This window comes from Bacillus sp. PSXD-155 (assembly GCF_049310765.1).
Lineage (GTDB): Bacteria > Bacillota > Bacilli > Bacillales > Bacillaceae_G > Bacillus_A > Bacillus_A cereus.
This window is the reverse complement of sequence record NZ_JBMOWC010000009.1, coordinates 115,788-142,257: the sequence shown is the minus strand read 5'-3', so window position 1 is coordinate 142,257 and position 26,470 is coordinate 115,788. Positions and strand designations below refer to the sequence as shown.

Genomic DNA, 26,470 nt, shown 5'->3' with positions numbered 1-26,470 from the left:
CATCTACCTGCTTTTTGAACTGCATTTACAAAATCTTTTTTATTTGTTTACAAAAATAAAGTAAAGTAAGATACAGTATAGATGAAAAAATAATAAAGGAATGAACGCATTGTATATAACAGTAGAAGAGACTGCGGAGTATTTGAATTTACCAAAATCGTATATTGAAGAGTTAATTCAGCAAAAGAAAATTCGTGCGCTATTCGATGGAGAGCAATATTTAGTAAATAAAGAACAATTCAATACGCATTTAGAACAAATGGAGAAATATAAGCAATTAGTGGAAGAAATATTGAACGAACCAATTCCAGAAGATATGGATGTTAAAGACGAAGATTAAACTATGGGAAATCCCTTATGAAGATATGCAGAAATGTATCTTCATAAGGGTTTTTTTGTTTAAAGATATCAAAAACATAAGGAGTTCTTAGCCTTTCTTCAAATTTTGATAGGTAGTAGTCTACCATGTTAAAAGCATATTTTTTTCTAGCTAGGACAAACATAGAGAACGTAACCTGTACAGATACATATACTATCAGTGCAAAAGCTTATAAATTAATGGAAGGGGTTTTCTCGTGAGTTTATTTCATTGTGATTTTTTGAAAGACTTAATTGGATCTTTTGTGAGAGTAAACAGGGGTGGTCCAGAATCTCAAAAAGGAACAATAATATCAGTATGTCCGGACTACTTTGTATTGCAGAATGAAAAAGGTGAGCTTTATTACTATCAACTTAGTCATCTAAAAAGTATTACAAAAAATGCGAAAGAATGTGGATCAAGTGATGGTGAGTGGGAAGATTGCGAATGTGCAGACGACTTTGAAGCACTACTTGAAAGTTTCAAATATTGCTGGGTGAAAATTAATCGCGGTGGTCCAGAGAAAGTGGAAGGCATTTTGCAAGATGTTTCTTGTGACTTCGTTACATTAATTGTAAAAGAAGAAGTTATATTAATTGCAATAAAGCATATTAAAAGTGTTAACTATAATGCATTAGCATGCGGAGAGAGCGATGAGAGCGACGATAGTAACAGTAAGGAAAGTAGTAGCGATAACTCAGGTCGCGCTCGTGCACAAAGACAATCAAGTAGAGGAAGATAATAAGAAAGGGGGATACGAAATTGGAGAACGTATTATGCTGTGACCAAATTAGATGTTTAGTTGGTGAGAATGTAAAAGTAAATCTTCGTGGACCAGAAAGTCGAGTTGGTGAGCTCGTATCGTTAGGAAAAGATTATCTAACGTTACAGTTACCTCATGGTGAATTAGTATATTATCAGTTGAAACATGTGAAGAGTCTAGTGAAGAAAGTGAAAGAAAGTAAATGTGGCGATTGCTATAGTTCATGTTTCTGCTCTGATGAGGATACTTTTCTAGATATATTAAAAGACTTGAAGTATAAGTGGGTAAAAATTAATCGTGGCGGTCCAGAGTGTGTGGAAGGTTTATTAAGTGAGGTACACCATGGCTGTATTACACTAGTAAACGGCGATGAAGTTATTTATGTAATTAAGTCTCATATTAAGAGTGTGAGTCAAGTAGTTAAATGTAAAAAGAATGAAGATGAATAATGTTTAATAAATAAGAGGGGCATTATGAGGGAAAGAGAAGAACAATTTCTTATTTCGATAGTATGAAAAGGAATTACTTACTATTAAAACAGAACTTTGCCCTGATTATTTTTTTAGAAATGGAAGACAGGTAAGAAGAAATTCATAGGAAGGAGGATATAGATGAATGAGTTAAACAAAAGTATTGGAGAAAATATATATGTTAAATTAATCGGTGAAAAAAGGTTTAAAGGTGTATTAATTGATGTAGGAAATGATATCGTTGTTCTTTACAATGGACAAGATTACGTATATATATCTTTATATCATGTACAATACTATAAATTTTTAAGACCATATGACGAAGAAATATTAAAACCAGATGTTGATTCTGTAATTAAGAGGGAATCCCCTTCAATTTCTTTGAGAAAAGTATTAAGTACTTCTAAAGGGATTTTTACAGAAGTTTATGTAGCAGGAAATGCTCCAATACATGGTTATGTTACAAGTGTGATGAACGATTATATTGTTTTTTATAGTCCGGTTTATAAAACGGTATATATATCTTTAAAACACTTGAAATGGTTAATTCCGTATAAAGAAAATCAAGTGCCTTATGCCCTCAATAAAAATGAACTCCCCGTGAATCCGTTAAATATTACGTTAGCTCGAACGTTTGAAGAACAGCTTATTAAAATGGCTGGGAAAATTATGGTGTTCGATTTAGGTGAGGAGTCCAATAAAATTGGAAAAATGGCGAAAATTGATGAAGGTCATATTGAAATATCAAAAGCACGTGATGCGAAAATGTATGTAAATATTCAACATGTAAAATCTGTCCATTGTCCGTAAGCTAGTTGAAAGGGCTGGCTTTTTCTTTTATATGCAGAAGAAAAGGTCGAGCCTATTTGTTTAGCTCGATTTGAATATGAGGGGAAAATGAATTGAATATAAATATATTATGGTGTGATTTTTTTGAGAAAATTTTGCACTAATTTATAAAGAAATATGTACGAGCTATCTTTTTATGTATTCAATTTATTTTTTGAGGAGGAGCTGCTCAACTAATTTATTAAAGGGGTTTTGTTTGTGGAGCAGTTTCCTAATTCTTTATCAATTACATTGCTTGGTAGTGCTGGTGGAGCAGCAAAAGCAGTTTTAGCAATTTTAAATCAAGCGATAGCAAATGAAAAAGATCCAATTTATGAAGTATTAAAGAATGCCAAATTTCATTTGGTGGATATAAAACAAAAAGATAGGACTTATTATGATGAGTTGTTTTCGAATCTGAAAGGTCAATTATATTTATATGAAATAAACCTTCAAAATGTAGTGGAATTTAAAAAGCATTTAAAAGAAAAAAGAACGAGTGTTGTGATTGATGTTTCAGGGGCAGATACGATTAGAGTATTAAGCTGCTGTAATGAACTAGGAATTTGTTATATTAATTCAGCCTTGGAAAATGAGACAGTAGATCAGGACGATAGCTTAATCGGCTTTCAGCTTACGGAAAGATATACAAGGTTTGAGAAGGAGAAAGAGAAATTTACAAATACAAAAGCGATTATAGGTTCCGGTATGAATCCAGGTGTTGTTCAATGGATGGCTGTTGAGCTTATGAAGGAACGACCAAATGAAAGGCCAAGAGCATGTTATATTGTAGAACATGACACATCATTTTTGAATGATACAGCACTTATAAAGCCACATACACTTTATGCTTCCTGGGCAGTAGAGCGATTTTTAGATGAAGCGATCTGGAGTTATCCGATGTATATGAGTCATCATCGTCCTCTTTACTTTTATGAAGATGTATATGCTTCAGAGTATAAAGTGAAGTTAGGAGAAAAAGAATTCTATGGCTGTTTAATGCCACATGAGGAAGTATTAATTTTAGGGAAAAATTTCAATATGGAAGTTGGTTTTCTTTACCGAATTAATGAGTATACAACAAATATAATTAGACAGAACTTAGATCAAGTAGAAGATTTATGGAACTGGAATCGTAAAGTGTTTAATCCAGCGGAAGAAGAGGTTGCTGGAGAGGACTTGGTCGGTGTGTTACTCGTTTATGAAAATAGTGAGACATATATGTATAATGTGATGAATAGTAGCCAAGTTTTTCGTAAATATAAAACGAATGCAACGTATTTTCAGGTAGGGTGCGGGATTTATGCGGGCTTGTCCAGTTTACTTTTAGATCAATTTGAACAAGGTGTTTATTACGTCGAGGAGTTGTTATTAAATACAGAAAGTAAGTACGGTGAGTATTTAAATCTATATATGAAGGATTTTGTAATGGGGCATAATAATTTTACGGATGGATTGTTACATGACAGGGTAAGATGGATGTAAGTTGTTACCAAAAGGAAGGAGAGATCTCCTTCCTTTCATTATTATAAGGTTAAATATTGCCCTGAAAGCAATTTCATACTTATACTTTAAGGAGATAACAATGAAAGTTTTTTGTATCGATCAAGGGGAGTTTTTATATGAATAAATACAAGAGCTTGATTTATGAAGAAAGAAGAGCCTTAAAGGTATTTATATTATTATTTTATATTATATTCTTTTTATATGACGCTATATATTATTTTGTATATCCTGCTATGAATATTAGTGGAACAGCGGTAGGTTGGCCAGAAGGTAGTCTTGGGATAGGTGTGCCTATATTTGTAATAGCATTATTTCCTATTTCTATATATCTTCAAAAAAGAGGGTATGTATATTCTGTAAAATATTTATTTTTATTTGGGTACATGTTTATCAATCTTGTGAATAATTTAATGATTTATTTGCGAACGGATAGACCTTTTGAACATGGCAGTATGGTAGAAATGTTATTAATTTTATTTGCCCCAGTTTTCGTGAATAAAAAATACTTTTATTTAGTGTCCTTTAGTGTAATTGGAAAGTACGTATTTTTCACATTGCTATTACAAGATTTAAAAGTGATAATTCCACTTGTTTTATGTGTATTTTATTTCATTATTTCACATTCTTTATTAAAACGATTTCAATCTTATGTAAGAACAGTGGTTGAAATGATGAACAATATGAAAGAGACGGAAAATTTAGCTGTGATTGGGACTATGTCTACAACAATTGCCCATGAAATTCGAAATCCGCTAACAGCGTTAAAAGGGTTTACGCAAATGCAAAAAGAAAGAAATCCAACTGATACGATGAGCTACGACATTATGCTACAAGAAATTGAAAGAGTCAATGGATTTGTTAGTGAATTGATGTTGTTAGGAAAACCAAAGCCAACAAATTATGAAAGGTGTAATATAAGAGACATCCTTCTATATGTTGTGCATCTAATGGAAAGTTATGCAACGCAATATAGAGTTAAATGTCATTTACAAGTAGATGGGAATTTACCGGCTATAAACGGTGATGATAAGCAATTAAAGCAAGTGTTATTAAATATCATTAAAAATGGAATAGAATCAATGCCAGAGGGTGGAGAAATTCACATTCGTGCATATCAAAAAACGCAAGGACATTTGTGTATTTCTGTTGAAGACCAAGGATTTGGTATAGAGAATGAGAAGTTAGAAAAAATCGGCAAGGCGTTTTACACAACAAAGGAGACTGGTACAGGACTTGGGTTAATGATTACATATAAAATTATTAAGGAACATCAAGGGAGTATCACGATCCAAAGTAGTGTAGGAGTAGGAACGAAAGTAGAAATTTTTCTGCCGACCGTTTAATGTATTGGGAGAAAAGATTTTTCAGAAAAGTGTTCTTGTTGTGTAAATATAAACATTTTATAAAATGTTTCAAGAAGGGTTTTTTTTATAAAATACTTCGTTTATAATGGAGGAAAATATCGACATGAGATTGATTGCTCATGTAGCGGTTCAGTAGTGTTATGAAAAGATAAGAAGGGGTGCACGCGCATCCTTTTTTCTATGCAGATATTATGAAAGAGGTGGTATGATGGAATTAACATTAAATTCGACTGTATGTTTACACACGATTCAATTTCGAAAAGAGCAAAAGAATTATATTGTAAAAGATACAATTACAGGAGAAAAATATGAAATGCCGCCACTTTGGATTGATGCATTGGCAATGATGCGTGACGGTTTTTTATTGGGGGAAATTGAGGAGAAATTAAAAGAAGAGTATCCATCCGAAGAAGTGAATATGTTAGCATTCACGAGGCAACTGTTAGAACTAGAACTTGTTGAAATGGTAGATGGAGAAGAGATAGCTTGCACAAAGAAGAAAGAGATAGATTGTTTAGCTTGGGTGCGTCCCCGTGTGGAACAATTCTTTCTTAATTTAAATAGAAAATATAGAAGCAAAGACCAATAGTGGCCTTTGCTTTTTTTATAGGTTGTGTTTAAAATATAACAGCAAATGCTCTTGCGAAAGCACCGTCACTATTTTTAATTTTTAAAGGTGCGGCTGAGAAAAAGAAACGTTTTGTTTCGATAGCATCTAGATTTGTTAAGTTTTCGATTAAATAAATATTATTCCCTAGTAATATGTGATGAATCGGTGATGTTTCTGTTGTGACTTCATCAGGAGAAATGAAATCTAAACCGATAGATTTTACCTTTAATCGCACTAGTTCTTTAGCTAATTCTTCAGAAAGGTAAAATGCTTCTTTCTCATAAGCTTCTGTATTCCATTTAGTGGATAGATTAGAATGAAAAATAACAATATCACCTTCTTTTATGACAGTATTATGCAATACTGCCTTAGGTAATTTTCGCTCTTGAATATGTGTTACATCTATAAGAACAGCTTCGCCTACAAATTGATCCAGCGGTAATTGATCGATGGTCGTTGCGCCTGAAATAAAATGCGCAGGGGCATCACAATGTGTGCCAACGTGAACGACAGAATGAAAATCTGTAACTTGATAGCCTGATTCTTCAACACTTGTAACAGCTTCTAGTTGTATTTTAGGTGTTCCAGGAAATTGAGACATATTATTTTCAAATGTTTGCGATAGATCAATTACTTTCATTTTACATACCTCCAATATATATTTTTCAAATAATAAAAAGCTCATCCTTCAGTATCAAGAAAGATGAGCTTTACATGCTAGTTGAGTTTTATCTTCCAAAATGCAATGCATTTTGCAGGAATTAGCACCTATTCAGTTTGTATAAACTGAGGTTGCTGGGCTTCAAAGGGCCGGTCCCTCTGCCTCTCTTGATAAAGAAGTATTTAATTTTGAAATCGGAATTTTCCGATAGTTAAATTGTAATTCATTTCCTTTTTTCGTGCAATGCAAAATAGGTATTCACCCAAATAAAGCTGCTCGCATATTGTAGCTTATGTAAATAGAATGCTGCGAAGGAGTGAGTGCAGTGACAGGAAATGTATTAAATTATTATGCTGGTGGTAATACAGCTAGGGGATTTCACAATTTATACGAAGAGAATTTAAAAGGATTAGACAGGTTATTTATCTTAAAGGGTGGCCCAGGAACGGGAAAATCTTCTTTAATAAAGGCAATAGGTCGTGAATGGATTGAAAAAGGATATGATATTGAATTTTTACATTGTTCTTCTGATAATAAATCGGTTGATGGTGTAATTATCCCAAAATTAAAAGTAGGAATTGTTGATGGGACATCGCCGCATGTTATTGAGCCAAAAATGCCAGGAGTTGTTGAAGAGTATATAAATTTAGGAATTGCTTGGGACTCAGATAAACTAAGAAAGCAGAAGTTAGAAATTGAAAGATTTGTTTCAGAAGCAAGCAAAGCTTTTCAGTCTGCTTACGCACGTTTTAAAGAGGCATTGGTTATACATGATGAGTGGGAGAAGATATATATTGATAATATAGATTTTAATAAAGCAAATGAACTAACCAATCAGCTAATCCAGAAATTATTTGCAGATAAAAGCGGGAGACAATCGCTTGTAAAACATCGTTTTTTAGGAGCTGCTACACCGAAAGGAGCAGTTGATTTTGTTCCTAATTTAACAGAAGGGTTACCACATCGTTATTTTATAAAAGGGCGCCCAGGCTCTGGAAAATCAACGATGCTCAAAAAGTTAGCTAAGGCAGCTGAAGAAAAAGGGTTTGAAGTTGAAGTATATCATTGCGGATTTGACCCGAATAGTCTTGATATGGTTATCGTAAGAGAATTAGGATTTGCAATTTTTGATAGCACCGCACCACATGAATATTTTCCAAGTCGCGAGGGTGATGAAATTATTGATATGTATGCCCTTATTGTTACGCCAGGGACGGATGAGAAATATGCGAAGGAAATTCGTGATGTCTCCATTCAATATAAAGCAAAAATGAATGAGGCGATGTCTTTCTTAGCGAAAGCAAAATCGGTTCGTGATAAATTAGAACGAATTTATATTGCTGCTATGGATTTTTCAATAGTAGATGCATATAAAGAGGAGATTCAAAAAGAGTTTGAACGAATTGCTACTACTGTAATCGAAAAGCAACAATAGACGTTTCATTAGGCTGTCAGTAATTTCTGACAGTTTTTTTGGTATGTAGTAAAATTAGTATTGTATTTGTCGAATTTCCAAGGAAATAATCAAAAAATGGAGGTGTTATGCAATGAGAGAGAAAATCGAGTCGGAGTTAGAAAGAATTGAAAAAGAGAATGATGTGAAAATTTTATTTGCGGTAGAATCAGGGAGTCGTGCTTGGGGTTTTCCATCGAAAGATAGCGATTATGATGTTAGGTTTGTTTATATACATCCGGTAGAATGGTATTTATCAATTCATGACAAACGAGATGTAATTGAATATCCAATTAGTGATGATTTAGATATAAGTGGTTGGGATATTAAAAAGTCTTTGCAACTATTCGCGAAGTCGAATCCTGCTTTACTTGAGTGGATTCGATCACCAATTTTTTATTCGAAAAACTCTAATTTTCCAGAACTACTTCAACAGATGAGTGAGAAGAATTTTGATCCAAAAGCAACGATATATCATTATTTACATATGGCGTCGAAAAATTATCGTGAATTTTTGCAAGGTGAGAATGTAAAGCTGAAAAAGTACTTTTATGTATTACGTCCCATTTTAGCTTGTAAGTGGCTAGAAGAGAAAACGACTTTACCTCCTGTAGAATTTGACCGATTGATTACAGAATTATCATTAGAACGTAGCGTATTAGATGAAATTGAAAAGTTGTTAATAAAGAAAAAAGCAGGTACTGAATTAGATGTTGGATTGAAAATTAAGGTGCTAAATCAATTTTTAGAAGAACAAATTCATTACTATCAGCAATATGTAAAAGGAATTGAAAAGGGATCAGGAATCGATATTGAGAGTTTAAATACATTGTTTCGAGATATGTTGTTTGAAGCATATGAAAAAGAGCACAAGTAAGTTTGTGCCCTTTTTATTTTGTAGGAATGAAGAAAACAGATATAGCTGCGATAAGACCTGCAAAGGAGAATAAGTAAAAATTCCATGCTAAGTCATATTGCATTGTCATAATAATACCGACGAGAATTGGGCCAGCAATTGCACCAACTCGGCCAAGCCCCAGTCCCCAGCCTAAGGAGGTAGCTCGGATATGTGATGGGAAGTATTGTGTTACATATGCATTTAATATTTGAGTAATACCGACTGATCCAATACCAGCAAGGCCAATTAAAAGATAAATGATTGTAACAGATGGTTTGATTGTTAATAGTCCGATACATATGGCTGCCATAAGATAAGAGATGCTAATAATAATTTTTGCTCCTATACGATCAGCAATTGCTCCAGCGAATAATGCGCCGATAGCTGCGGTAATATTTAGCATAAGTAGAAATGACAGACTAGACCCAAGAGGATATCCTGCCTGGCGCATCATCTGTGGTAACCAAGTGTTTAAACCATATATTAAAAACATTCCCATTATATAAGTGATCCAAAAAAGTAGCGTTGCTTTTATGTATTCTTTTGAGAATAAAGTAAAAAATCCATTTTTCTTTCGTATAGTAGATGGGTCTTGATGAGTTTTATCTTTTACATGAAATTCAATTTGAAAACGATTAAGAATTTGGTTCACTTCTTCTTGGCGATTACGTGATAATAAAAATTGAATGGACTCGGGTAAATAGCGAATAATGAAAGGAATGAGGAGTAGTGGAATCATTCCGATACCAAACATAATTCTCCATCCGAAATCTTCTAACATAAGCATGGACAAAATAGCACCTAACACGATACCTAAAGGATAGCCAGTAAACATAAGAGCATAAATAAAAGATTGCCTTTTTTTTGGTGAATATTCAACAGTAAGTGCTGAAGCTGTTGGGATAACACCGCCTAATCCGATTCCTCCTATAAATCGAGATAATCCAAATAACTCAGGAGAAGGAGCGATAGCCGCTAAACCCATTGTGATAGAAAAAAGTGCTAAACAGCATATAAGCGTCCATTTACGCCCAATTAGATCTGTAATCGTTCCAACTAGAATAGCCCCAATAAACATCCCAAATAAAGCATAGCTTGCAATTGTACCAGCATGCGCTGGTGATAGCGCCCAGCTTTTGTCTTCTAGGAGCTTTGGTAGAACGGCACCGTAAATACCTAAATCATATCCATCAGCTAAAATGGCTAGCCAACAAATAAAAACAACAAGTTTTGTAATAGAGCTTGGAAAGATAGTTTCTGTAGATTCTAGATGAGGTGGAGCTGAAGGTTGCATAATATTCACCCCTTTTAATTTGTAGATGAATATATTATTTTATTTAATGTTAATATTTTCCTCCTTGTGTCGAATTTTATCTGAAAAGGGTTTATAACAAATAAAGAAGTTCAACAGTAATTTTGTTGAACTTCTTTATTTGTTTACTCATTATCAACTCGTTTTAACGGTTGATCTGCTGGGCCTTCAAGAACGTCTCCCTCAATTGAAAAACGAGAACCATGGCAAGGGCAATCCCAAGTACAATCACCATTATTCCATTCAACTTCACAGCCGAGATGTGTACAAGTTGTATCGACGATATGTAATTTTCCTTCTTTATCCTTATAAGCACCTGCTCGTTTACCGTTAACATGTACGACAGATCCTTCACCAACTTCGAGATCTTCTGGCTTACGTAATGCGGTTTCAATCTTTCCTGCAATTAAATGTTTCGCAACATCAATGTTTTGGGAGAGGAACGTTTTTATATCTGGATTTGCATGGAAGCGTGATGGTGCATACAGTTCTTTATAGGGACTGTGAACTTTTAGGATGGAGTCCTTCAGTAGGTGAGCGGCAGCAGTTCCAGTTGTCATTCCCCATTTGCGATATCCAGTTGCAACAAATATATTTGGATTTCTTTCGTTAATATGTCCGATATAAGGAAGCTTATCTAGAGTAATTAAATCTTGTGCTGACCATCTATAAGGAACTTCATCTATTCCAAAAGTGGCTTCAGCAAAAGAATAGAGTGCTTCATAATGAAGCATTGTATTTATTCCCTGACCTGTTTTATGACTCTCTCCGCCAATCAAAATTAATTTTTCTCCATTGTTTGTTATATAGCGTAAGGAGCGCTTTGGATCATCAATACTTAAATACATGCCACCTGGATACTCCGTTTTTGCTTTTATTGCAAGAGCGTAGGAGCGTTCTGCGTACATTCGCGTAAAGAAAAAGCTATTCGCATCATAAAAAGGAAAATGTGAACAAGAGACGACATATTCACAAGTGATATGATGGCCCTCTTTTGTAATTATTTGTGGATAATCGCCCTTTTCCACATCCATAGCTGTTGTTTGTTCGTAAACTTTGCCGCCCATCTCCACAAACTTTTCTAAAAGTGTTTTTAAATAAAGAAGGGGATGGAAGTGTGCTTGATTTTTCATTACAAGCGCAGATTGTACTGGAATAGGAATCGATAGAGATTGAACATAGTCACAAGGTATATTTAATTTTTGATAAGCTTCATATTCTTTCGATAAATTTCTTAATCCGTTATCAGTAGTTGTATATAAATATGAATCTTCATTTGAGAAATTACAGTCGATTTTATATGTTTGAACAGTTTTATTTATGAATTGTAGAGCCTTATTATTTGATTCATAGTAAAGCCGGGCCTTTTCTACACCGAAATGATTTATTAATTCATCATAAATAAGATCATGTTGTGCTGTTACTTTCGCTGTTGTATGCCCAGTCGTTCCGTTTAAAATACGGCCGGAATCAATTAAAACAACATCGACGCCTTCTTTTGCAAGTAAATAGGCAGTAGTAATACCTGTAATACCAGCACCGATAATAGCAACTTTCGTCTTTATATTTTCGGATAAACGAGGGAAAGTAGGAAACTGAGTAGATTCAATCCAATAAGATAGCGGCAGTTGTGGAAATGTATCACTTGTCATTGCGGAAACCTCCTGATTTTAGAACAATTTTCCTTTTAATATTTCCATATTATATGAAATTCATGTGTGTTGTTTTAGAAGTAGTCTATTTTTATTAAAAGAGGTTATAAATTATTTTAATATAATTAATTAGGTGGGGCATTATGAAGTAGTAGGATTTATATAAAACTAAATTCAAGTGATTCAGTTTTGTTGATTACATAGGGAGTTATTGAATGAGATAGAGTCTATGGCGTTTAAGAAAATGTCTATATATATTGGGTAAATCCTTATGGAATCTATACATTTTCTTTAGTGAAATAAAGTATGATTATAAAAATATAACCACCTTTTATTACTAGGTCATAAAAGGTGTTGACAATATAGAAATTCTATTGTTATGATTCATCATGTGGAAAGGTTGATAGAGAGTAAAAAGAGAAATGTTTTTCATTGATAATAAAAGCGAAAAATAAGTGACGATAGAGTGAGTATATTTTCCTTATAATAGATGCTTTTTGGATCACCTAGTAAAATCAATCTGGAAGCAAGAATTAATATATGTAAGTTGCGCAAGGCGCGGCATAAGAAAGGAGCAAAAGGATGAAGGAGCTTCATACGTTTGGGTGGTATGCAGCACGTGTATCACCACATTTGCCGAAAAAAGCATTTAAACCAGTGCCTACTCGTTTATTTGGTGGACTGGCTTATTTGCTTGTGGCATTGGCGGGGTTAATAGCGATTGGTGTATTTGAATTGAATGTGTGGGCGAATCTAGGAATTGCAATTGTTCTTGGATTATGTTTTGCTTCACTTGGATTTTTAGGGCATGAAATTTTACATGGAACTGTTGTAAGAAAGGCATGGCTTCGTGACTTCTTAGGCGCGATTGCATTTATGCCATTATCAACAGGGCCAAAGCTTTGGAGAAAGTGGCATAATGCAACGCATCATGTTCATACACAGCATGAAGAGAATGATCCAGATGCATGGCCGACACTTGAGAAACTTAAGAAGAGTAAGTTTTTGAGTTGGGTATATCGTATGCCCCTTCATGTACGTTCATTCTTTAGTTTTCTGTCACTAACAATTCAATTTACATTGCATTCGACTCGAATGTTCTTTCATTTTATAAAAGAATTTAAGTCATCCAATCAAAAATCTGTATGGCTTCAACTTCTTTTACCTTGGACAGTTTGGATTAGTTTATTGTTTATTATGGGACCAGGAAAATGGTTATTTGCATATGTCATTCCGTTGTTAATTGCTAACTTTATTGTAATGGCATATATCGCAACAAATCACCGCTTAAATCCAATTGTTCCAGTAAATGATCCATTAGCAAACTGTTTATCAGTAACAGTGCCGCGCTGGGTAGACGTTTTACATTTCAACTTCTCATATCATACAGAACATCATCTGTTTCCTGCTATGAGTTCAAAATACTATCCGTTAGTAAAAGAGAAGATTAAAGAAATGTGGCCGGAACGCTATCACGAAATGCCGATGACAAAAGCATTGGCAGCACTTTGGAATACACCACGTGTGTATTATCACGGAAGTGAATTAGTTGATCCGCATAGAGAGCATTTCTATGGTTCTTTAGGAAATGGACTAGATCCTCATAATATTTCATATCGTGAGGAACATATAGAAGAAAAAGAGAGTATTAAAAAAGTAAATCAGTAAAAATAGATGTATTTTATAGCAAAAAAGCAAGCTCTTAGTGAGCTTGCTTTTTTGCTATAAAGAAACTTCTTTCTTGTTTTTTCTGCTCACTTGGACGGAGTTAGTTTCTTTTCGTTGTAATCGTTTTTCTAAAAGATTAACAAAATAAGTAAATAGAAGAACAAGTACGAGATAGTATGCACCAACGATTATGTAAGTATCTAATTGTTGGAAGTTACCTGCTGCAATTGATAAACCTGATCCCCATAATTCGGACATTCCTACATAAGCAACAAGTGAAGAATCTTTTAATCCGATAATAAATTGGTTTCCTAGAGGAGGAAGAGACAGACGAAATGCTTGTGGTAATATAATTCGTCGCATAGCTAAAGGATAAGGCATGCCTAAAGAGCGAGCTGCTTCTAATTGTCCCCGGTCAACGGATTGAATAGATCCACGGAAAATTTCGGTAATATATGCACCGTTATGAATTGCTAAAGCGATTGCTCCTGCCCAAAAAGGGGTGAAAACAACAACGGATGTAATTCCAAAATAGAGAATGGCAATTTGAACAATTAAAGGTGTACCACGAATAATAGCAATGTAGACATGAGCGATACTATTTAAAACTTTATTGTTAGAGATTCGAAAGAAAGCGAATAATAATCCAATTAATGAACCGAGTACTAGGGAAGTTAATGTTAATTGTAATGTGACAATAGTAGCTTTTAAGAGTGTGGGATAGGAAGAGATAAAAATTTCAAACATGCGTTTCACCTCATATTGTATAGATTTTAGTAGAGAATGAAATGCCCCACATAAAATGAACACTTAATCAGTGGGGCACTGTTTATGAATCTTTTGAATGGCTAACTTACTTACTTCGTTTTTTCCTCTTCACCAAGAATATTACGCCCGAACCATTTTTTACTGATCTTTTCATACGTACCATCTTTAATGATTTCATCTAACGCTTTATTTACTTGCTCAACCATTTCTTTATCATCTTTGCGGATAGCAATTCCCATTTCATCAAGATTTAATGGTTTTCCGGCTTCTTTTATATTCGATTTTCCTTCTTTTATCATACGTAGACCAACCATTTGATCCGTAATTACTGCATCAACACGCCCAGGCTCTAAGTCCATAAGAGCAGTAATATCACTGTCATATTCTGTGATTTGATCTGTATATTTTGCAACAAGATTTTTAAAGGTACTAGCTTTTACAACACCAATTTTCTTACCTTTTAAATCTTCTGGAGAAGAGATAGCGGTATTCTTTTTAGCCACAAAAATTTGGGCGCCAGAGCGATAGTACGGATTTGAGAAACTAACAGCTTTTAAGCGCTCCTCTGTAATTGCCATACTACCCAGTATTACATCATATTTCTTCGCTTGAAGACCTTGAATTAGCGTTTCCCATGGGTTTGTAACTGGCGTAGCCTTCATGTTCATCTTTTTAGCAAGAGCTTCACCGATTTCTACATCAAAGCCGACAAGTTTGCCGTCATTTTCTTTATAGTTAAAAGGTTTGTATAATCCACTCATCGCATAGCGAAATTCTTTTTCACCATTTGATGAAGTAGTAGAGCTTTCTTTGCTACAAGCTCCTAGTATGAAGGATGTACATAGTGTAATGCTCGCAACAATGGTTAATAGTTTTCTTTTCATAAAACCCCTCCTATATATTGATCATACGGATGGTTTTTTAGTATGTTATTGAAATATTTTATTTGGATGATTAGTTGTGCACCGTATGAATATATTCCTTTTCGTTTGAAACAGAAGTTACATTATAAAACGTTGCGTAAAAATTGTTTTGCTCGTTCATGTGATGGAGCTGAAAAGAATTGTGCTGGCGGAGCATCTTCTACAATCTTTCCATCGTCCATAAAGATGACGCGATCAGCTACATCTTTTGCGAAATTCATTTCATGAGTAACAATAACCATTGTCATCCCTTCTTCAGCAAGTTCTTTCATAACTTGCAATACTTCTCCAACAAGTTCAGGGTCTAAAGCTGAGGTAGGCTCATCAAATAGCATAATCTTAGGGCTCATTGCAAGAGCTCGTGCAATGGCAATGCGCTGTTTTTGACCACCTGAAAGAAGATGAGGAGTTACATCCGCTTTATCTTGAAGGCCGACTTTTTGGAGAAGTTGATTTCCAATATCCTTTGCATTTGCTTTCTCTAATTTTTTTACGTGAATAGGTGCTTCTATGATGTTTTCTAGTGAGGTCATATGAGGAAAGAGGTTAAAGTGCTGAAAAACCATACCGACATTTTCACGGACTTTATTTAAATTTGAATGCTTTGGATCAATTCGCTCACCTTGTAAGTGAATTTCGCCTTCATCGTACATTTCTAAAAAGTTAAGACAGCGAAGTAATGTACTTTTACCAGAACCACTGGCACCAATTAAAACAACAACTTCTTTTTCTTTTACTTCTAAATCAATTCCTTTTAACACATCAAGTGAACCGAATGATTTTACTAGATTTCGAACTTGAATCATACAAAACCCCCAGTTAAAAATATATTTTACAAATGTTGCCCCTTATTTCTGTTATTAGTCATAAATTGTCAGAATCCTTTATTTTTTTCGTGCAATTTGATATTCAAAGAAATAATAATTTTTAAAATCCCTATATCCTTCTATAATGAAAATATGGATAATAATATATAGGTAGTATTTATATTGCTTATAAAAAGGGGGAAAGGGAAGATGGAAAAAGAAAGGAAAACATTTTCTTTTGGATTACGTACACAACTTATGCTATTCACTACAGTTTTAGCTCTCATTACATATTCAACAAGTATATTTTTTATTTACGTGATATACGATTATTTTCAAAGTTATGTAAGTCAAACAGTATATAATATTATCGTTATGTTATTAGGGGTAGTATGGTCTGGAATTTTAGCATATGGAGCAGCCGTATTTTTAATTAAACCGCTTCGCAAGTTAGAGGAAGCGGCAAGAAAAGCAGCTGAGGGTGATATTCGTGAAGATGTTCCATTACCGAAGACAGATGATGAAATTAAATCTTTAAGTGTTGCATTTAATATGATGTTAGGAAACTTAAGGGGCATGGTAAAAAATATTGATACAACATTTTCTTATACAAACAATCAAGTACAGCAGATTAGAAAACAAACAGGCGAAGCAACGAGACAAGCGCAAGGTGTATCTGAGACTCTTGCAGAGATTTCTTCAGGCGCTGAGCAATCAGCAGCATCAATTCAAGCAATTGTTTCTGCTGTTGATACAACGACGTCTATTGCAAGTGAAGTAGAAGAAAAAGCGAAGCAGTCTGATACGTTGTCTTCAGAAATGGTTCAAGCTTTAGGGCATAGTACTCGTGTCTTTACGTCTTTAATTCAAGGTATTCAAACATTGGCAAAAGAAAATGAAGATTCCATGCAAAATGTACAGAAGTTAGAAGAACGAATGAAACAAGTAGAACATATTGTGTCTGTTGTGAGTGCGATTGCTAGCCAAACGAATTTATTAGCACTAAATGCTTCTATTGAGGCAGCTCGCGCAGGAGAGCATGGAAGAGGTTTTGCGGTTGTTGCGGAAGAAGTACGTAAACTTGCTGATGAAAGTGATCATTCTGCAAGAAACATATCTCAGTTATTACGGAATATGCAAGATGAAGTACAACAAGTTGCAATGAAAATGACAGAACAAGTGAAAATAGCTAAAGAAGAGGCGAAACGTGGGGAAGCTACGGAATTAATTTTAAAAGAAATGTCATCAAGTGTTATGGAAGTAGCCGATGCAACTCAGCAAATTAGTAGTTATATGAATGAACAAGTGAGCCACATTCATCAAACAGGAGCACAAACAAAAGCTGTAGCAGCAATTGCTGAAGAAACGTCAGCTGGTTCGCAAGAAGTGGCGCGTGTAACGCTACAACAGTCTAAAAATATGATAGTAATCGATCAATTATTAAAGGACTTAGAGAAGCAAGCAACTGATTTGAAACAAACAATTGAACGATTTTCAATGTAAAAGGAAGAACAGAATGCTGTTCTTCTCTTTTTTATTTAGTTTGATTTAATATTTACAGTTAAACTATGAACGTTTCCGCAACATTCTTTTCTCTCCCTTTCGGATGAAAATTATAGCGAGCTATAATATTAAAAGGGGTGTCTTTTATGAAAAAAGAAAAAAGACAACGGTTAATTAAACAATTTGTAAAGGAGTATGAAATAGATAAGCAAGAAAGATTAGTAGAATTGTTAGCAAAAAAAGATGTATTAGTAACACAAGCTACGGTTTCTCGCGATATTCGTGAGTTAAACTTAACGAAGGTACCTTCTCAAGAAGGATTAATGATATATAAAGTTTTCTCAGAAGAGCATTTACAAACTGATATAAAGTTAAAGAAAAAATTACGAGAAGTTGTTGTGAAAATTGATTGTGTAGATCAATTAATGGTTATTAAAACATTACCTGGTAATGCACATGTTATTGGTGTTTTATTTGATGAGTTAGATTGGAAAGAAAAAATAGGATGTATATGTGGAAATGATACATGCCTTATAATTTCACAGTCGAAATCAGATAGGGAGATTATAGAAGAAAGATTAAATTTAATTATTTAGATGCAAAAATCCTGTTTTTAATAAAATTAAAAACAGGATTTTTGTTTAAATACGGAAGTTAAATATTCAACATATATGCGTAATATATGTGTTTTTTATTGAAAAAGCGAGAGAGTTTGTTATAAAAATACAAATTCGTATGATTTTAAAAAAATAACTTGTTTAATATTTCACAATGATAATGTGGATGCTTTCACAAAGATAAAAGTGCAGAGCATTTATTATGTACTTGTAAGACATCAAACATATTTAAAAGGAGGTACAACAAATGAAACATCCGATACATGTTACTTCAGAAATTGGGGAATTACAAACGGTTTTATTAAAACGACCGGGTAAAGAAGTGGAAAACTTGACGCCAGATTATTTGCAACAATTATTATTTGACGATATTCCATACTTACCAATTATTCAAAAAGAGCATGATTATTTTGCACAAACGTTACGCAATCGGGGTGTTGAAGTTCTTTATTTAGAAAAACTAGCTGCTGAGGCGTTAGTAGATAAAAAACTTCGAGAAGAATTTGTTGATCGTATTTTAAAAGAAGGACAGGCTGACGTAAATGTTGCACATCAAACTTTAAAAGAATATTTACTTTCCTTTTCAAATGAAGAATTAATTCAAAAAATTATGGGCGGTGTACGGAAAAACGAAATTGAAACAAGTAAGAAGACACATTTATATGAATTAATGGAAGATCATTATCCGTTTTACTTAGATCCAATGCCTAATTTATATTTTACTCGTGATCCAGCAGCTAGCGTGGGCGATGGCTTAACGATAAATAAGATGAGAGAACCAGCGCGTAGACGTGAATCATTATTCATGGAGTACATCATTAAATATCACCCAAGATTTGCAAAACATAATGTACCAATCTGGTTAGATCGTGATTATAAATTTCCAATTGAAGGTGGCGACGAGCTAATTTTAAATGAAGAAACAATTGCGATTGGAGTGTCTGCTCGTACTTCAGCTAAAGCAATTGAACGTTTAGCTAAAAATCTCTTTAGCCGACAAAATAAAATTAAGAAAGTGTTAGCAATAGAAATTCCAAAATGCCGAGCATTTATGCATTTAGATACAGTATTTACAATGGTTGATTATGACAAGTTTACAATTCATCCAGCCATTCAAGGGCCAAAAGGGAATATGAATATTTATATTTTAGAAAAAGGATCAGATGAGGAAACTCTTAAAATTACACATCGTACTTCTTTAATGGAAGCATTAAAAGAGGTATTAGGCTTAAGTGAATTAGTTCTTATTCCATGTGGAGGAGGAGATGTAATTGCTTCTGCTCGTGAACAATGGAATGATGGCTCGAACACATTAGCAATCGCACCAGGTGTAGTTGTTACATATGATCGCAACTATGTATCCAATACGTTATTACGGGAGCACGGTATAGAAGTAATTGAAGTGCTAAGTTCGGAATTATCTCGTGGTCGTGGGGGTCCACGTTGCATGAGTATGCCAATTGTTCGTAAAGATATTTAGTATAAATAACGGAGAAAGTAGGGATGAAGTATGTTAATGACTAGACCAAATTTAAAAGGAAGAAGCTTTCTAGCAGAAAAAGATTTTACACAAGAAGAATTGTTATATTTTCTAGATTTGGCAGCAGAATTAAAAGAGAAAAAGAAAAATGGTATCCCGCATCATTATTTAGAAGATAAGAATGTAGCGCTCTTATTTGAAAAAACCTCCACTCGTACGCGCTGTGCATTTACAGTAGCATGTACAGATTTAGGGGCGAATCCTGAATATTTAGGGAAAGGTGATATTCAGCTTGGGAAAAAAGAATCCGTAGAGGATACAGCAAAAGTGTTAGGGCGTATGTTTGACGGAATTGAGTTTCGTGGATTTAATCATGAGACTGTAGAATCTTTAGCACAAAATTCTGGTGTGCCAGTTTGGAATGGATTAACAGACATGTGGCATCCAACACAAACACTAGCAGATTTATTAACAATTAGAGAACATGTAGGGAAGTTGAAAAATGTGAAGCTCGTTTACGTTGGAGATGGACGAAATAATGTTGCTAATAGCTTACTAGTTGGTGGAGCAATCGTTGGAATGGATGTACGTATTTGCACACCAGAATCTTTATGGCCTGCACAAGAAGTAATTGATTTAGCAAAAAAATATAATGAACAGGTAATGATAACAAGTAATGTGGAAGAAGCTGTTGCGAATGCAGATGTAATTTATACAGATGTATGGGTGTCTATGGGGGAAGAAGAAAAATTTGCTGAACGTGTCGAGTTATTGAGACCTTATCAAGTAAATATGAAAATGATTAAAGAAACAGGGAATGAAAACGTGATTTTCTTACATTGTTTACCTGCATTTCATGATGTTGAAACGATGTATGGCGAAGAAGTTTACGAGAAATATGGGTTGAAAGAAATGGAGGTAACTGACGAAGTATTCCGCAGTAAACATTCAAAAGTATTTGATCAAGCTGAAAATAGAATGCATACAATTAAAGCGGTTATGGCAGCTACTTTAGGAAACATGGAGTAAAGAAGAAAGGGAGTCTTCCTTTCTTCTTTCTCCTCCTTTAGACACTATCATTCACTATTGCTTTTGTATTGTTATTGCAATTAAAGAGAGGTGAGTGGAATGGGTGAAGATAAGAAATTAGGGTTGTTTACACTAACGGCTCTTGTAGTTGGGTCTATGATTGGCGGTGGAGCCTTTAATTTAGCGAGTGATATGGCAAAAGGTGCTGGTGCTGGAGCCATTATTATTGGCTGGGTTATAACAGGAATTGGGATGATTGCACTTGGATTATCTTTTCAAAATCTAACTGTAAAACGGCCAGATTTAGATGGTGGTATTTTTAGCTATGCAAAAGCAGGATTTGGTAATTTTATGGGATTTAATAGTGCGTGGGGATACTGGCTATCTGCTTGGCTTGGGAATGTAGCTTACGGTACATTATTATTTTCTTCATTAGGATATTTCTTCCCGATCTTTGAAGGCGGTCAAAATGTAGAATCCATTATTGGTGCAAGCGTATTATTGTGGTGTGTTCACATGTTAATTTTACGTGGAGTTCAATCAGCAGCACTTGTGAATTTAGTAACTACAATCGCAAAATTAGTACCTGTATTTGTATTTATTGTCATAGGAATCTTCGCGTTTCATATTGATACATTCTTAGATGGATTTTGGGGGCAAACTGGTTCTTTTTCATGGGGAGCAGTTGGCAGCCAAGTTAAAAGTACAATGCTTGTAACTCTATGGGTATTTATTGGGGTAGAAGGGGCTGTTGTTTTATCCAGTCGAGCAAAAAATAGAAGTGATGTAGGGAAAGCAACGGTTATTGGCTTAATTGGTACACTCATCATTTACATTTTAATCACATTATTGTCTCTTGGACTTATGCAGCAAGCAGATATTGCTGGTTTGAAAAATCCAGCTATGGCTTATTTATTTGAAAGTGTTGTTGGAAAATGGGGTGCTATCTTTATAAATTTAGGTTTGGTCATCTCTGTATTAGGTGCTTGGTTAGGTTGGACTTTGCTCGCTTCTGAAATTCCATATTTAGCCGCTAAAGATGGAGTATTTCCAAAATGGTTCGCAAAAGAAAATAAAAATAAGGCTCCAGTAAATTCATTATGGATAACAAATGGTTTAATTCAAATATTCTTGTTAACATTCGTCGTTTCTGATCAGGCGTATAACTTTGCATTCTCTTTAGCATCTTCAGCCATTTTAATTCCATATGCTTTTTCAGCATTTTATCAACTGAAGCATAGCTTAAAATCTGAAGAAGTAGATCGAAATAAAAATATAATAATTGGTTTGATAGCAAGTATTTATGGTGTGTGGTTAGTTTATGCAGCTGGTTTAGAGTATTTATTATTAACAATGACTTTATATGCGCCAGGTATTTTTATTTTTTACAATGTTCAAAAGCAAAAGAGTTCGAAGCAAATATTTACTCGAGTGGAATTAGCATCATCCGTAGCAATTGGTGCTTTAGCATTCTTTGCGATTTATGGATTAATTACAGGCAGTATTACTTTATAAAGCGCTGTGAAAGCGAAATGAACTGGAGGGCTGAAATATGGCACGAAGAAAAATTGTAGTTGCACTAGGGGGAAATGCGATACAGTCTGGAGAAGCTACTGCGGGAGCGCAGCAAGAAGCGTTGGAAAAAACAGCGGAACAACTTGTGAAAATAATGGAAAATGATGTGGATATAGTAATTGCGCATGGAAATGGCCCACAAGTGGGGAATATTTTATTACAGCAAAAAGCTGCAGAAACGGAAAAGACACCTGCAATGCCATTAGATACTTGTGGGGCAATGAGCCAAGGGATGATTGGATATTGGATGGAAAATGCGATTGAAAAGGCATTAAAAAAACGGAATATACAAAAAGATGTAGCAACGGTTATAACGCGCGTTGTTGTGGATAAAAAAGATGAGGCATTTAAAAATCCAACTAAACCAATTGGTCCTTTTTATACAGAAGAAGAGGCCAGAAGATTAATGGATGAAACAAAAGCAGTGTTTAAAGAAGATGCTGGTAGAGGATGGAGACGTGTTGTTCCATCACCGAAGCCTGTAAGTATTCATGAACATAAAGTGATTAATTCTTTGGTGGAAGATGGAAACATAGTGATAGCTGTTGGCGGGGGTGGAATTCCAGTAATTGATTCCGAAGAAGGGTTAAAAGGAACTGAAGCGGTTATCGATAAAGATTTCGCTGCGCAGAAATTAGCAGAATTAGTAGATGCCGATACGCTCGTTATTTTAACTGCAGTTGATCATGTGTATGTAAATTATAATCAACCGAATCAAAAAAAATTAGAGCATGTCACAGTGAATCAATTAGAAGAATATATTGAAGAACAACAATTTGCTGCGGGAAGCATGCTTCCAAAAATTGAAGCTGCTATTAATTTTGTTAATACAAATCCAAAAAGAAAAACAATTATTACGTCTTTAGAAAAAGTATATGAAGCACTAGAAGAAAAAGCTGGTACTATTATTTCAAAACAGAATGTATGCATGTATGTTTAAATTATTATGTACGCTACTTAATAGTAAAAAAAAGAATGAGGTTAATAACTTCATTCTTTTTATTTATTAATATTTTTTGTACTCATTGTTCATAAAGTTTTCATGATGAAATCTGAATATATAAGTTAATTATGATAAAATTCAAATTGAATACGCTTTCTTGATTTTTCGCTCCAACATACAGCAAGAGAGAGGGAATTTTATGAATAGACGGAACGTAGTGAAAGACTTAAAGCAGTTCGAATTATTTGCTCATTTAACAGAAAAAAAATTGAAAGGCTTAACAGAGTTTGTTTATTGGCGAACTTATAAAAAAGGTCAATTTTTATTTTTAGAAGGGGATTCAAGGGAAAGAATTTACTTCATGTTAGATGGTTTTGTAAAGTTAGAGCGGGTTAATCAAAATGGGAACTTATTATACGATGACTATGTAAAGCGGTATTCTATTTTTCCTTATGGTGGTATGTTTACAGACAGAGGATATAACTATACAGCAGAAGCAATGACGGATGTGGAGGTATATTATATTCCAACGGTAATCTTTGAAGATATGGTAAAATCGAGCAGAACGCAATTGATGTACGTTGTTCAGCAATTATCATCTATATTAAAATTGAATGAAAATCGAGTGCAAAATATTACAATTCCTAATGCACAAGATCGTGTTATCCAAACGTTAAATTATTTAATGCAGGATTTAGGAGAACAGAGTGGGGAAAAGATTGTAATTTCATGTCCACTTACAACAATTGAAATATCCAAAATATCTGGAACATCTCGAGAGACAGTTAGCAGCGTATTAAAACAATTAAAAAATGATAGCATTGTTACAATTTTAGATAAAAAAATTACAATACACAATCCAACATATTTTGAAGAAATCTCTATGTGAAAATTGTATATTGATTTTTTAATTCATAATGTATATTAATAAGGTTCTTTATATATTTATAAGGAACTTTTTTACGTTATCCTCTATAAAAAGATTGTATAGTATGGTAATAATAGCTAAAATCGATAATAAAAAACAAAGTGAAGGGGAGAAAGAATGATTCGTATTGAGTATGATCGATTAGTAGCTATTTGTTACAGTATAGGGGTTTTGTTATTATTAAAAATTCCAAATGATAATGAATTAATTGGGGAAAAACTATTCAATGTCTATAAGGTTCCGATACATACGTATGTTTATATGGATTATAAAGTCTCAAATATATTGATTGTTTCTTTCATACTACATGTACTTGCATTTATATTATTTTTAAAATGGCTAGGAAAAAAGGAGTCTAGTGCATTTAGAAAAATGAATAAGATAAAAGTAGTAGGCATTAGTATTTTGATTGTAATGATGCCGTTTATTTTAAATACAATCCTCCAGACATTGAATAAAACATGGTATTACGCAGGAAAAACAGGGGTAGAAGCAATAGAATATAAAAAAGAAGATAGCCAGTGTAGAATGGAGAAAAATGGAGAGAATATCCAACCGAAGTGCATTGTTACTTTAAAAAATTATCGTAATCATTCACAAGCATTAAAAGTTGTTTTATATGATAATGCAAACGAGAATTCAAAAAGCTATCCAGTACCGAAACCAGTCTATTTACAAAAACATGAGACAAAGCAATTTGAATTTCAAGTTCCTGTTTCTTATAATAGAGGTATTGAACAAGATAAAGTACCAAATATTAAATTACATTCATTGCATGAAAATAATACGAAATACAATTAATCTGTAAGTAAAAGTTTATGAGTAGGAGCAAGAATTTGAAACGATATAGAAAATCAACTTGAATCATCCAACATACTGCGAGGTAACGGTATATTGGATGATTTTTTTATGTTATCCCCTTTTTTCACGTATGAAAAGGAGGAATACTTTGTTGGAAATGAAAAACATCACAAGGATCATACATGGTTTTTACTTTACGTAATCTGTGAAAGTTAGAGCCATAATAACTAGTTTGCCAATTTTTAATGTCGATATCGGGCCAGTTCACATAGTCACCTAGTGTATAAGGATCTAAGCTTTCTCGTAAACCTTTAACCCAGCGTATATTTCGATTTTCTTCATCATCGCATTTCCAAGAGGTAATGTATTCTTGAGCAATAATTGCTTTACGATGAAAATAAGCCGTTTCATTCGGCGAAATATTTTCAACAGCACCTATGAGCGATTGATGCCAAATACTAGCATCTTTATTTGGTGCATGAGAAAGAAAGGATTGCATGATTTGAATGCCTTTAAGGGAAATAGGTTTATAGACATAGGAACCAGAGCGCTTGAAATTTTCAGGGATGTTACCGCCATTAAAAAATTCAACAGCCTTTATATAAGGAACTTCTTCTATAAAGAGAGAGGGGCTACCAGTTTCAAGAAGAGGGGATAATAGGGAATGGAGTTCAGAGGGAGAACCGACAAACTCGCCTTGTGCTTCGATTTTATTTCGTTGCTTGGCGAATAATTCGATCGATGAAGTGAGACGTTCATCTATATAAGGTGCCCAGTTTTGCCACGCTTGAAATGCAGCAATAAAGTCTTCCCATTCCCATGTAATTGAGAAAATTGATACATTTTTTATCGGGTGGACTCGAAAAGTTAAGGAAGTGATAATTCCGAAGTTTCCACCACCGCCACCACGGCATGCCCAAAAAAGGTTAGAGTTTTCTTGTTCATTTGCACGAATGAGTTTGGCACCAAATTTTCCACACGCTTGTACCATTTCCACTTCCATTAATTGATCACATGTTAATCCAAATAAGCGTGAAAGCATACCAATACCACCGCCAAGTGCTAATCCAACAATTCCAACGCTTGCACTTGTACCAGCAGGAATTGTAACACCGTAATTCCAAAGTTCTTTATAAACAGTGCCAAGATTTGCACCAGCCTCAATTGTTGCTGTTAATTTCTCTGTATTAACAGTAATGCGATGCATTTCACTCACATCAATAATAAGTCCTCTATTTAAAAGAGAGAAATTTTCATAGCTATGACGTCCACTTCTTAACCGAAATGGTATATGACGTTCACGTGCCCATTTTAAGGCGTTACATACATCCTTGTTATTTTGACAAAAAACAATAATACAAGGGAGTTTTGGAATACTTAAATTTAAATTCATTCGGGCTACGTCGTAGTCAGGATCTGTGGGAACAACGATACGACCTGTTAATTTTGTTTGCTTCAATTTCTTACTCCTTTCCAAAATAATCAGAGCTTTTTATTAATATATGAAAAATGTCTGTAATACGCGTGGACAAGGAGAGGTGGAGAATGAGATTT

At 34.1% G+C, this 26,470-nt stretch carries 24 protein-coding genes, 2 pseudogenes and 1 riboswitch; of the genes and pseudogenes, 19 read left to right on the top strand and 7 right to left on the bottom strand.

Annotated features, from left to right (window positions below):
• Window positions 1-100 precede the first annotated feature (100 nt).
• From ACO6VI_RS13175 to ACO6VI_RS13145, 7 genes are all read left to right on the top strand, one after another.
• Entirely contained in the window at window positions 101-340 is a 240-nt protein-coding gene (locus ACO6VI_RS13175) for a helix-turn-helix domain-containing protein (RefSeq protein WP_001998970.1), read from the top strand.
• Window positions 341-575: 235 nt separating this feature from the next.
• Window positions 576-1,100 carry a hypothetical protein gene (locus ACO6VI_RS13170; protein WP_063546307.1) on the top strand — a complete coding sequence of 175 codons (525 nt, stop codon included), beginning with the start codon at window positions 576-578 and terminating at the stop codon, window positions 1,098-1,100.
• Between the two features lie 20 nt (window positions 1,101-1,120).
• A complete protein-coding gene (locus ACO6VI_RS13165; protein ID WP_063546309.1) occupies window positions 1,121-1,570 on the top strand; it encodes a hypothetical protein in 450 nt (149 codons plus the stop codon).
• A gap of 162 nt (window positions 1,571-1,732) precedes the next feature.
• Entirely contained in the window at window positions 1,733-2,401 is a 669-nt protein-coding gene (locus ACO6VI_RS13160) for a hypothetical protein (RefSeq protein WP_063546311.1), read from the top strand.
• A gap of 237 nt (window positions 2,402-2,638) precedes the next feature.
• Window positions 2,639-3,904, top strand: a complete 1,266-nt coding sequence (locus tag ACO6VI_RS13155) for an S-adenosylmethionine decarboxylase related protein (RefSeq protein ID WP_161520392.1) — start codon at window positions 2,639-2,641, stop codon at window positions 3,902-3,904.
• Between the two features lie 137 nt (window positions 3,905-4,041).
• Window positions 4,042-5,268, top strand: a complete 1,227-nt coding sequence (locus ACO6VI_RS13150; RefSeq protein ID WP_161520391.1) for an ATP-binding protein — start codon at window positions 4,042-4,044, stop codon at window positions 5,266-5,268.
• A gap of 229 nt (window positions 5,269-5,497) precedes the next feature.
• Complete coding sequence (locus tag ACO6VI_RS13145) at window positions 5,498-5,878, top strand: hypothetical protein (protein ID WP_000424116.1); 381 nt, start codon at window positions 5,498-5,500, stop codon at window positions 5,876-5,878.
• 28 nt (window positions 5,879-5,906) lie between these two features.
• On the opposite strand, the gene ACO6VI_RS13140 is transcribed toward ACO6VI_RS13145, so the two are convergent.
• The gene (locus tag ACO6VI_RS13140) at window positions 5,907-6,539 is read right to left on the bottom strand and encodes a cyclase family protein (RefSeq protein WP_063546317.1); all 633 of its coding nucleotides are present in this window, start codon (window positions 6,537-6,539) and stop codon (window positions 5,907-5,909) included.
• Between the two features lie 85 nt (window positions 6,540-6,624).
• Window positions 6,625-6,737, bottom strand: a riboswitch (SAM riboswitch).
• A 148-nt stretch (window positions 6,738-6,885) separates the two neighbouring features.
• Between ACO6VI_RS13140 and ACO6VI_RS13135 the strand changes: the two genes are divergently transcribed.
• Together ACO6VI_RS13135 and ACO6VI_RS13130 are read left to right on the top strand one after the other, a co-directional pair.
• Window positions 6,886-7,995, top strand: a complete 1,110-nt coding sequence (locus ACO6VI_RS13135; RefSeq protein WP_063546319.1) for a PRK06851 family protein — start codon at window positions 6,886-6,888, stop codon at window positions 7,993-7,995.
• Between the two features lie 112 nt (window positions 7,996-8,107).
• Window positions 8,108-8,890, top strand: a complete 783-nt coding sequence (locus ACO6VI_RS13130) for a nucleotidyltransferase domain-containing protein (protein WP_063546321.1) — start codon at window positions 8,108-8,110, stop codon at window positions 8,888-8,890.
• Window positions 8,891-8,903: 13 nt separating this feature from the next.
• Here the strand turns inward: ACO6VI_RS13130 and ACO6VI_RS13125 are convergent, their stop codons facing one another.
• A complete protein-coding gene (locus ACO6VI_RS13125) occupies window positions 8,904-10,205 on the bottom strand; it encodes an MFS transporter (protein WP_001183081.1) in 1,302 nt (433 codons plus the stop codon).
• 143 nt (window positions 10,206-10,348) lie between these two features.
• Window positions 10,349-11,875 carry an FAD-dependent oxidoreductase gene (locus tag ACO6VI_RS13120; RefSeq protein ID WP_000199990.1) on the bottom strand — a complete coding sequence of 509 codons (1,527 nt, stop codon included), beginning with the start codon at window positions 11,873-11,875 and terminating at the stop codon, window positions 10,349-10,351.
• Window positions 11,876-12,457: 582 nt separating this feature from the next.
• Between ACO6VI_RS13120 and ACO6VI_RS13115 the strand changes: the two genes are divergently transcribed.
• Window positions 12,458-13,543, top strand: a complete 1,086-nt coding sequence (locus ACO6VI_RS13115) for a fatty acid desaturase family protein (protein ID WP_000661208.1) — start codon at window positions 12,458-12,460, stop codon at window positions 13,541-13,543.
• A 54-nt stretch (window positions 13,544-13,597) separates the two neighbouring features.
• On the opposite strand, the gene ACO6VI_RS13110 is transcribed toward ACO6VI_RS13115, so the two are convergent.
• The 3 genes from ACO6VI_RS13110 to ACO6VI_RS13100 form a co-directional block, all read right to left on the bottom strand.
• Window positions 13,598-14,353: an amino acid ABC transporter permease gene (locus tag ACO6VI_RS13110; RefSeq protein ID WP_003269335.1), complete on the bottom strand. Its 756-nt coding sequence runs from the start codon at window positions 14,351-14,353 to the stop codon at window positions 13,598-13,600.
• Between the two features lie 47 nt (window positions 14,354-14,400).
• The gene (locus tag ACO6VI_RS13105; protein ID WP_000823755.1) at window positions 14,401-15,195 is read right to left on the bottom strand and encodes an ABC transporter substrate-binding protein; all 795 of its coding nucleotides are present in this window, start codon (window positions 15,193-15,195) and stop codon (window positions 14,401-14,403) included.
• A gap of 122 nt (window positions 15,196-15,317) precedes the next feature.
• On the bottom strand, window positions 15,318-16,040 hold the full coding sequence (locus ACO6VI_RS13100; RefSeq protein WP_000616920.1) for an amino acid ABC transporter ATP-binding protein: 723 nt from the start codon (window positions 16,038-16,040) through the stop codon (window positions 15,318-15,320).
• A gap of 210 nt (window positions 16,041-16,250) precedes the next feature.
• Between ACO6VI_RS13100 and ACO6VI_RS13095 the strand changes: the two are divergent.
• From ACO6VI_RS13095 to ACO6VI_RS13055, 9 genes and pseudogenes are all read left to right on the top strand, one after another.
• A pseudogene (locus tag ACO6VI_RS13095) lies at window positions 16,251-16,601 on the top strand (HAMP domain-containing protein); the annotation flags it as partial.
• A 369-nt stretch (window positions 16,602-16,970) separates the two neighbouring features.
• Window positions 16,971-17,543: pseudogene (locus ACO6VI_RS13090) on the top strand (methyl-accepting chemotaxis protein); the annotation flags it as partial.
• Between the two features lie 146 nt (window positions 17,544-17,689).
• Window positions 17,690-18,139, top strand: coding sequence for an arginine repressor (gene argR, locus ACO6VI_RS13085; RefSeq protein ID WP_000711826.1), 450 nt, complete (start codon window positions 17,690-17,692; stop codon window positions 18,137-18,139).
• A gap of 268 nt (window positions 18,140-18,407) precedes the next feature.
• On the top strand, window positions 18,408-19,640 hold the full coding sequence (gene arcA, locus ACO6VI_RS13080) for an arginine deiminase (RefSeq protein WP_000682331.1): 1,233 nt from the start codon (window positions 18,408-18,410) through the stop codon (window positions 19,638-19,640).
• 30 nt (window positions 19,641-19,670) lie between these two features.
• Entirely contained in the window at window positions 19,671-20,669 is a 999-nt protein-coding gene (gene argF, locus ACO6VI_RS13075) for an ornithine carbamoyltransferase (RefSeq protein WP_000930283.1), read from the top strand.
• A 99-nt stretch (window positions 20,670-20,768) separates the two neighbouring features.
• Complete coding sequence (arcD, locus tag ACO6VI_RS13070; RefSeq protein ID WP_000503413.1) at window positions 20,769-22,184, top strand: arginine-ornithine antiporter; 1,416 nt, start codon at window positions 20,769-20,771, stop codon at window positions 22,182-22,184.
• Window positions 22,185-22,221: 37 nt separating this feature from the next.
• On the top strand, window positions 22,222-23,184 hold the full coding sequence (gene arcC / locus ACO6VI_RS13065) for a carbamate kinase (protein ID WP_000113953.1): 963 nt from the start codon (window positions 22,222-22,224) through the stop codon (window positions 23,182-23,184).
• Window positions 23,185-23,386: 202 nt separating this feature from the next.
• A complete protein-coding gene (locus ACO6VI_RS13060) occupies window positions 23,387-24,076 on the top strand; it encodes a Crp/Fnr family transcriptional regulator (RefSeq protein ID WP_001081906.1) in 690 nt (229 codons plus the stop codon).
• A 156-nt stretch (window positions 24,077-24,232) separates the two neighbouring features.
• Window positions 24,233-24,916 carry a hypothetical protein gene (locus ACO6VI_RS13055; protein WP_000619195.1) on the top strand — a complete coding sequence of 228 codons (684 nt, stop codon included), beginning with the start codon at window positions 24,233-24,235 and terminating at the stop codon, window positions 24,914-24,916.
• Between the two features lie 124 nt (window positions 24,917-25,040).
• Here the strand turns inward: ACO6VI_RS13055 and ACO6VI_RS13050 are convergent, their stop codons facing one another.
• On the bottom strand, window positions 25,041-26,375 hold the full coding sequence (locus tag ACO6VI_RS13050; protein WP_161520389.1) for an FAD-dependent oxidoreductase: 1,335 nt from the start codon (window positions 26,373-26,375) through the stop codon (window positions 25,041-25,043).
• Between the last annotated feature and the right edge of the window lie 95 nt (window positions 26,376-26,470).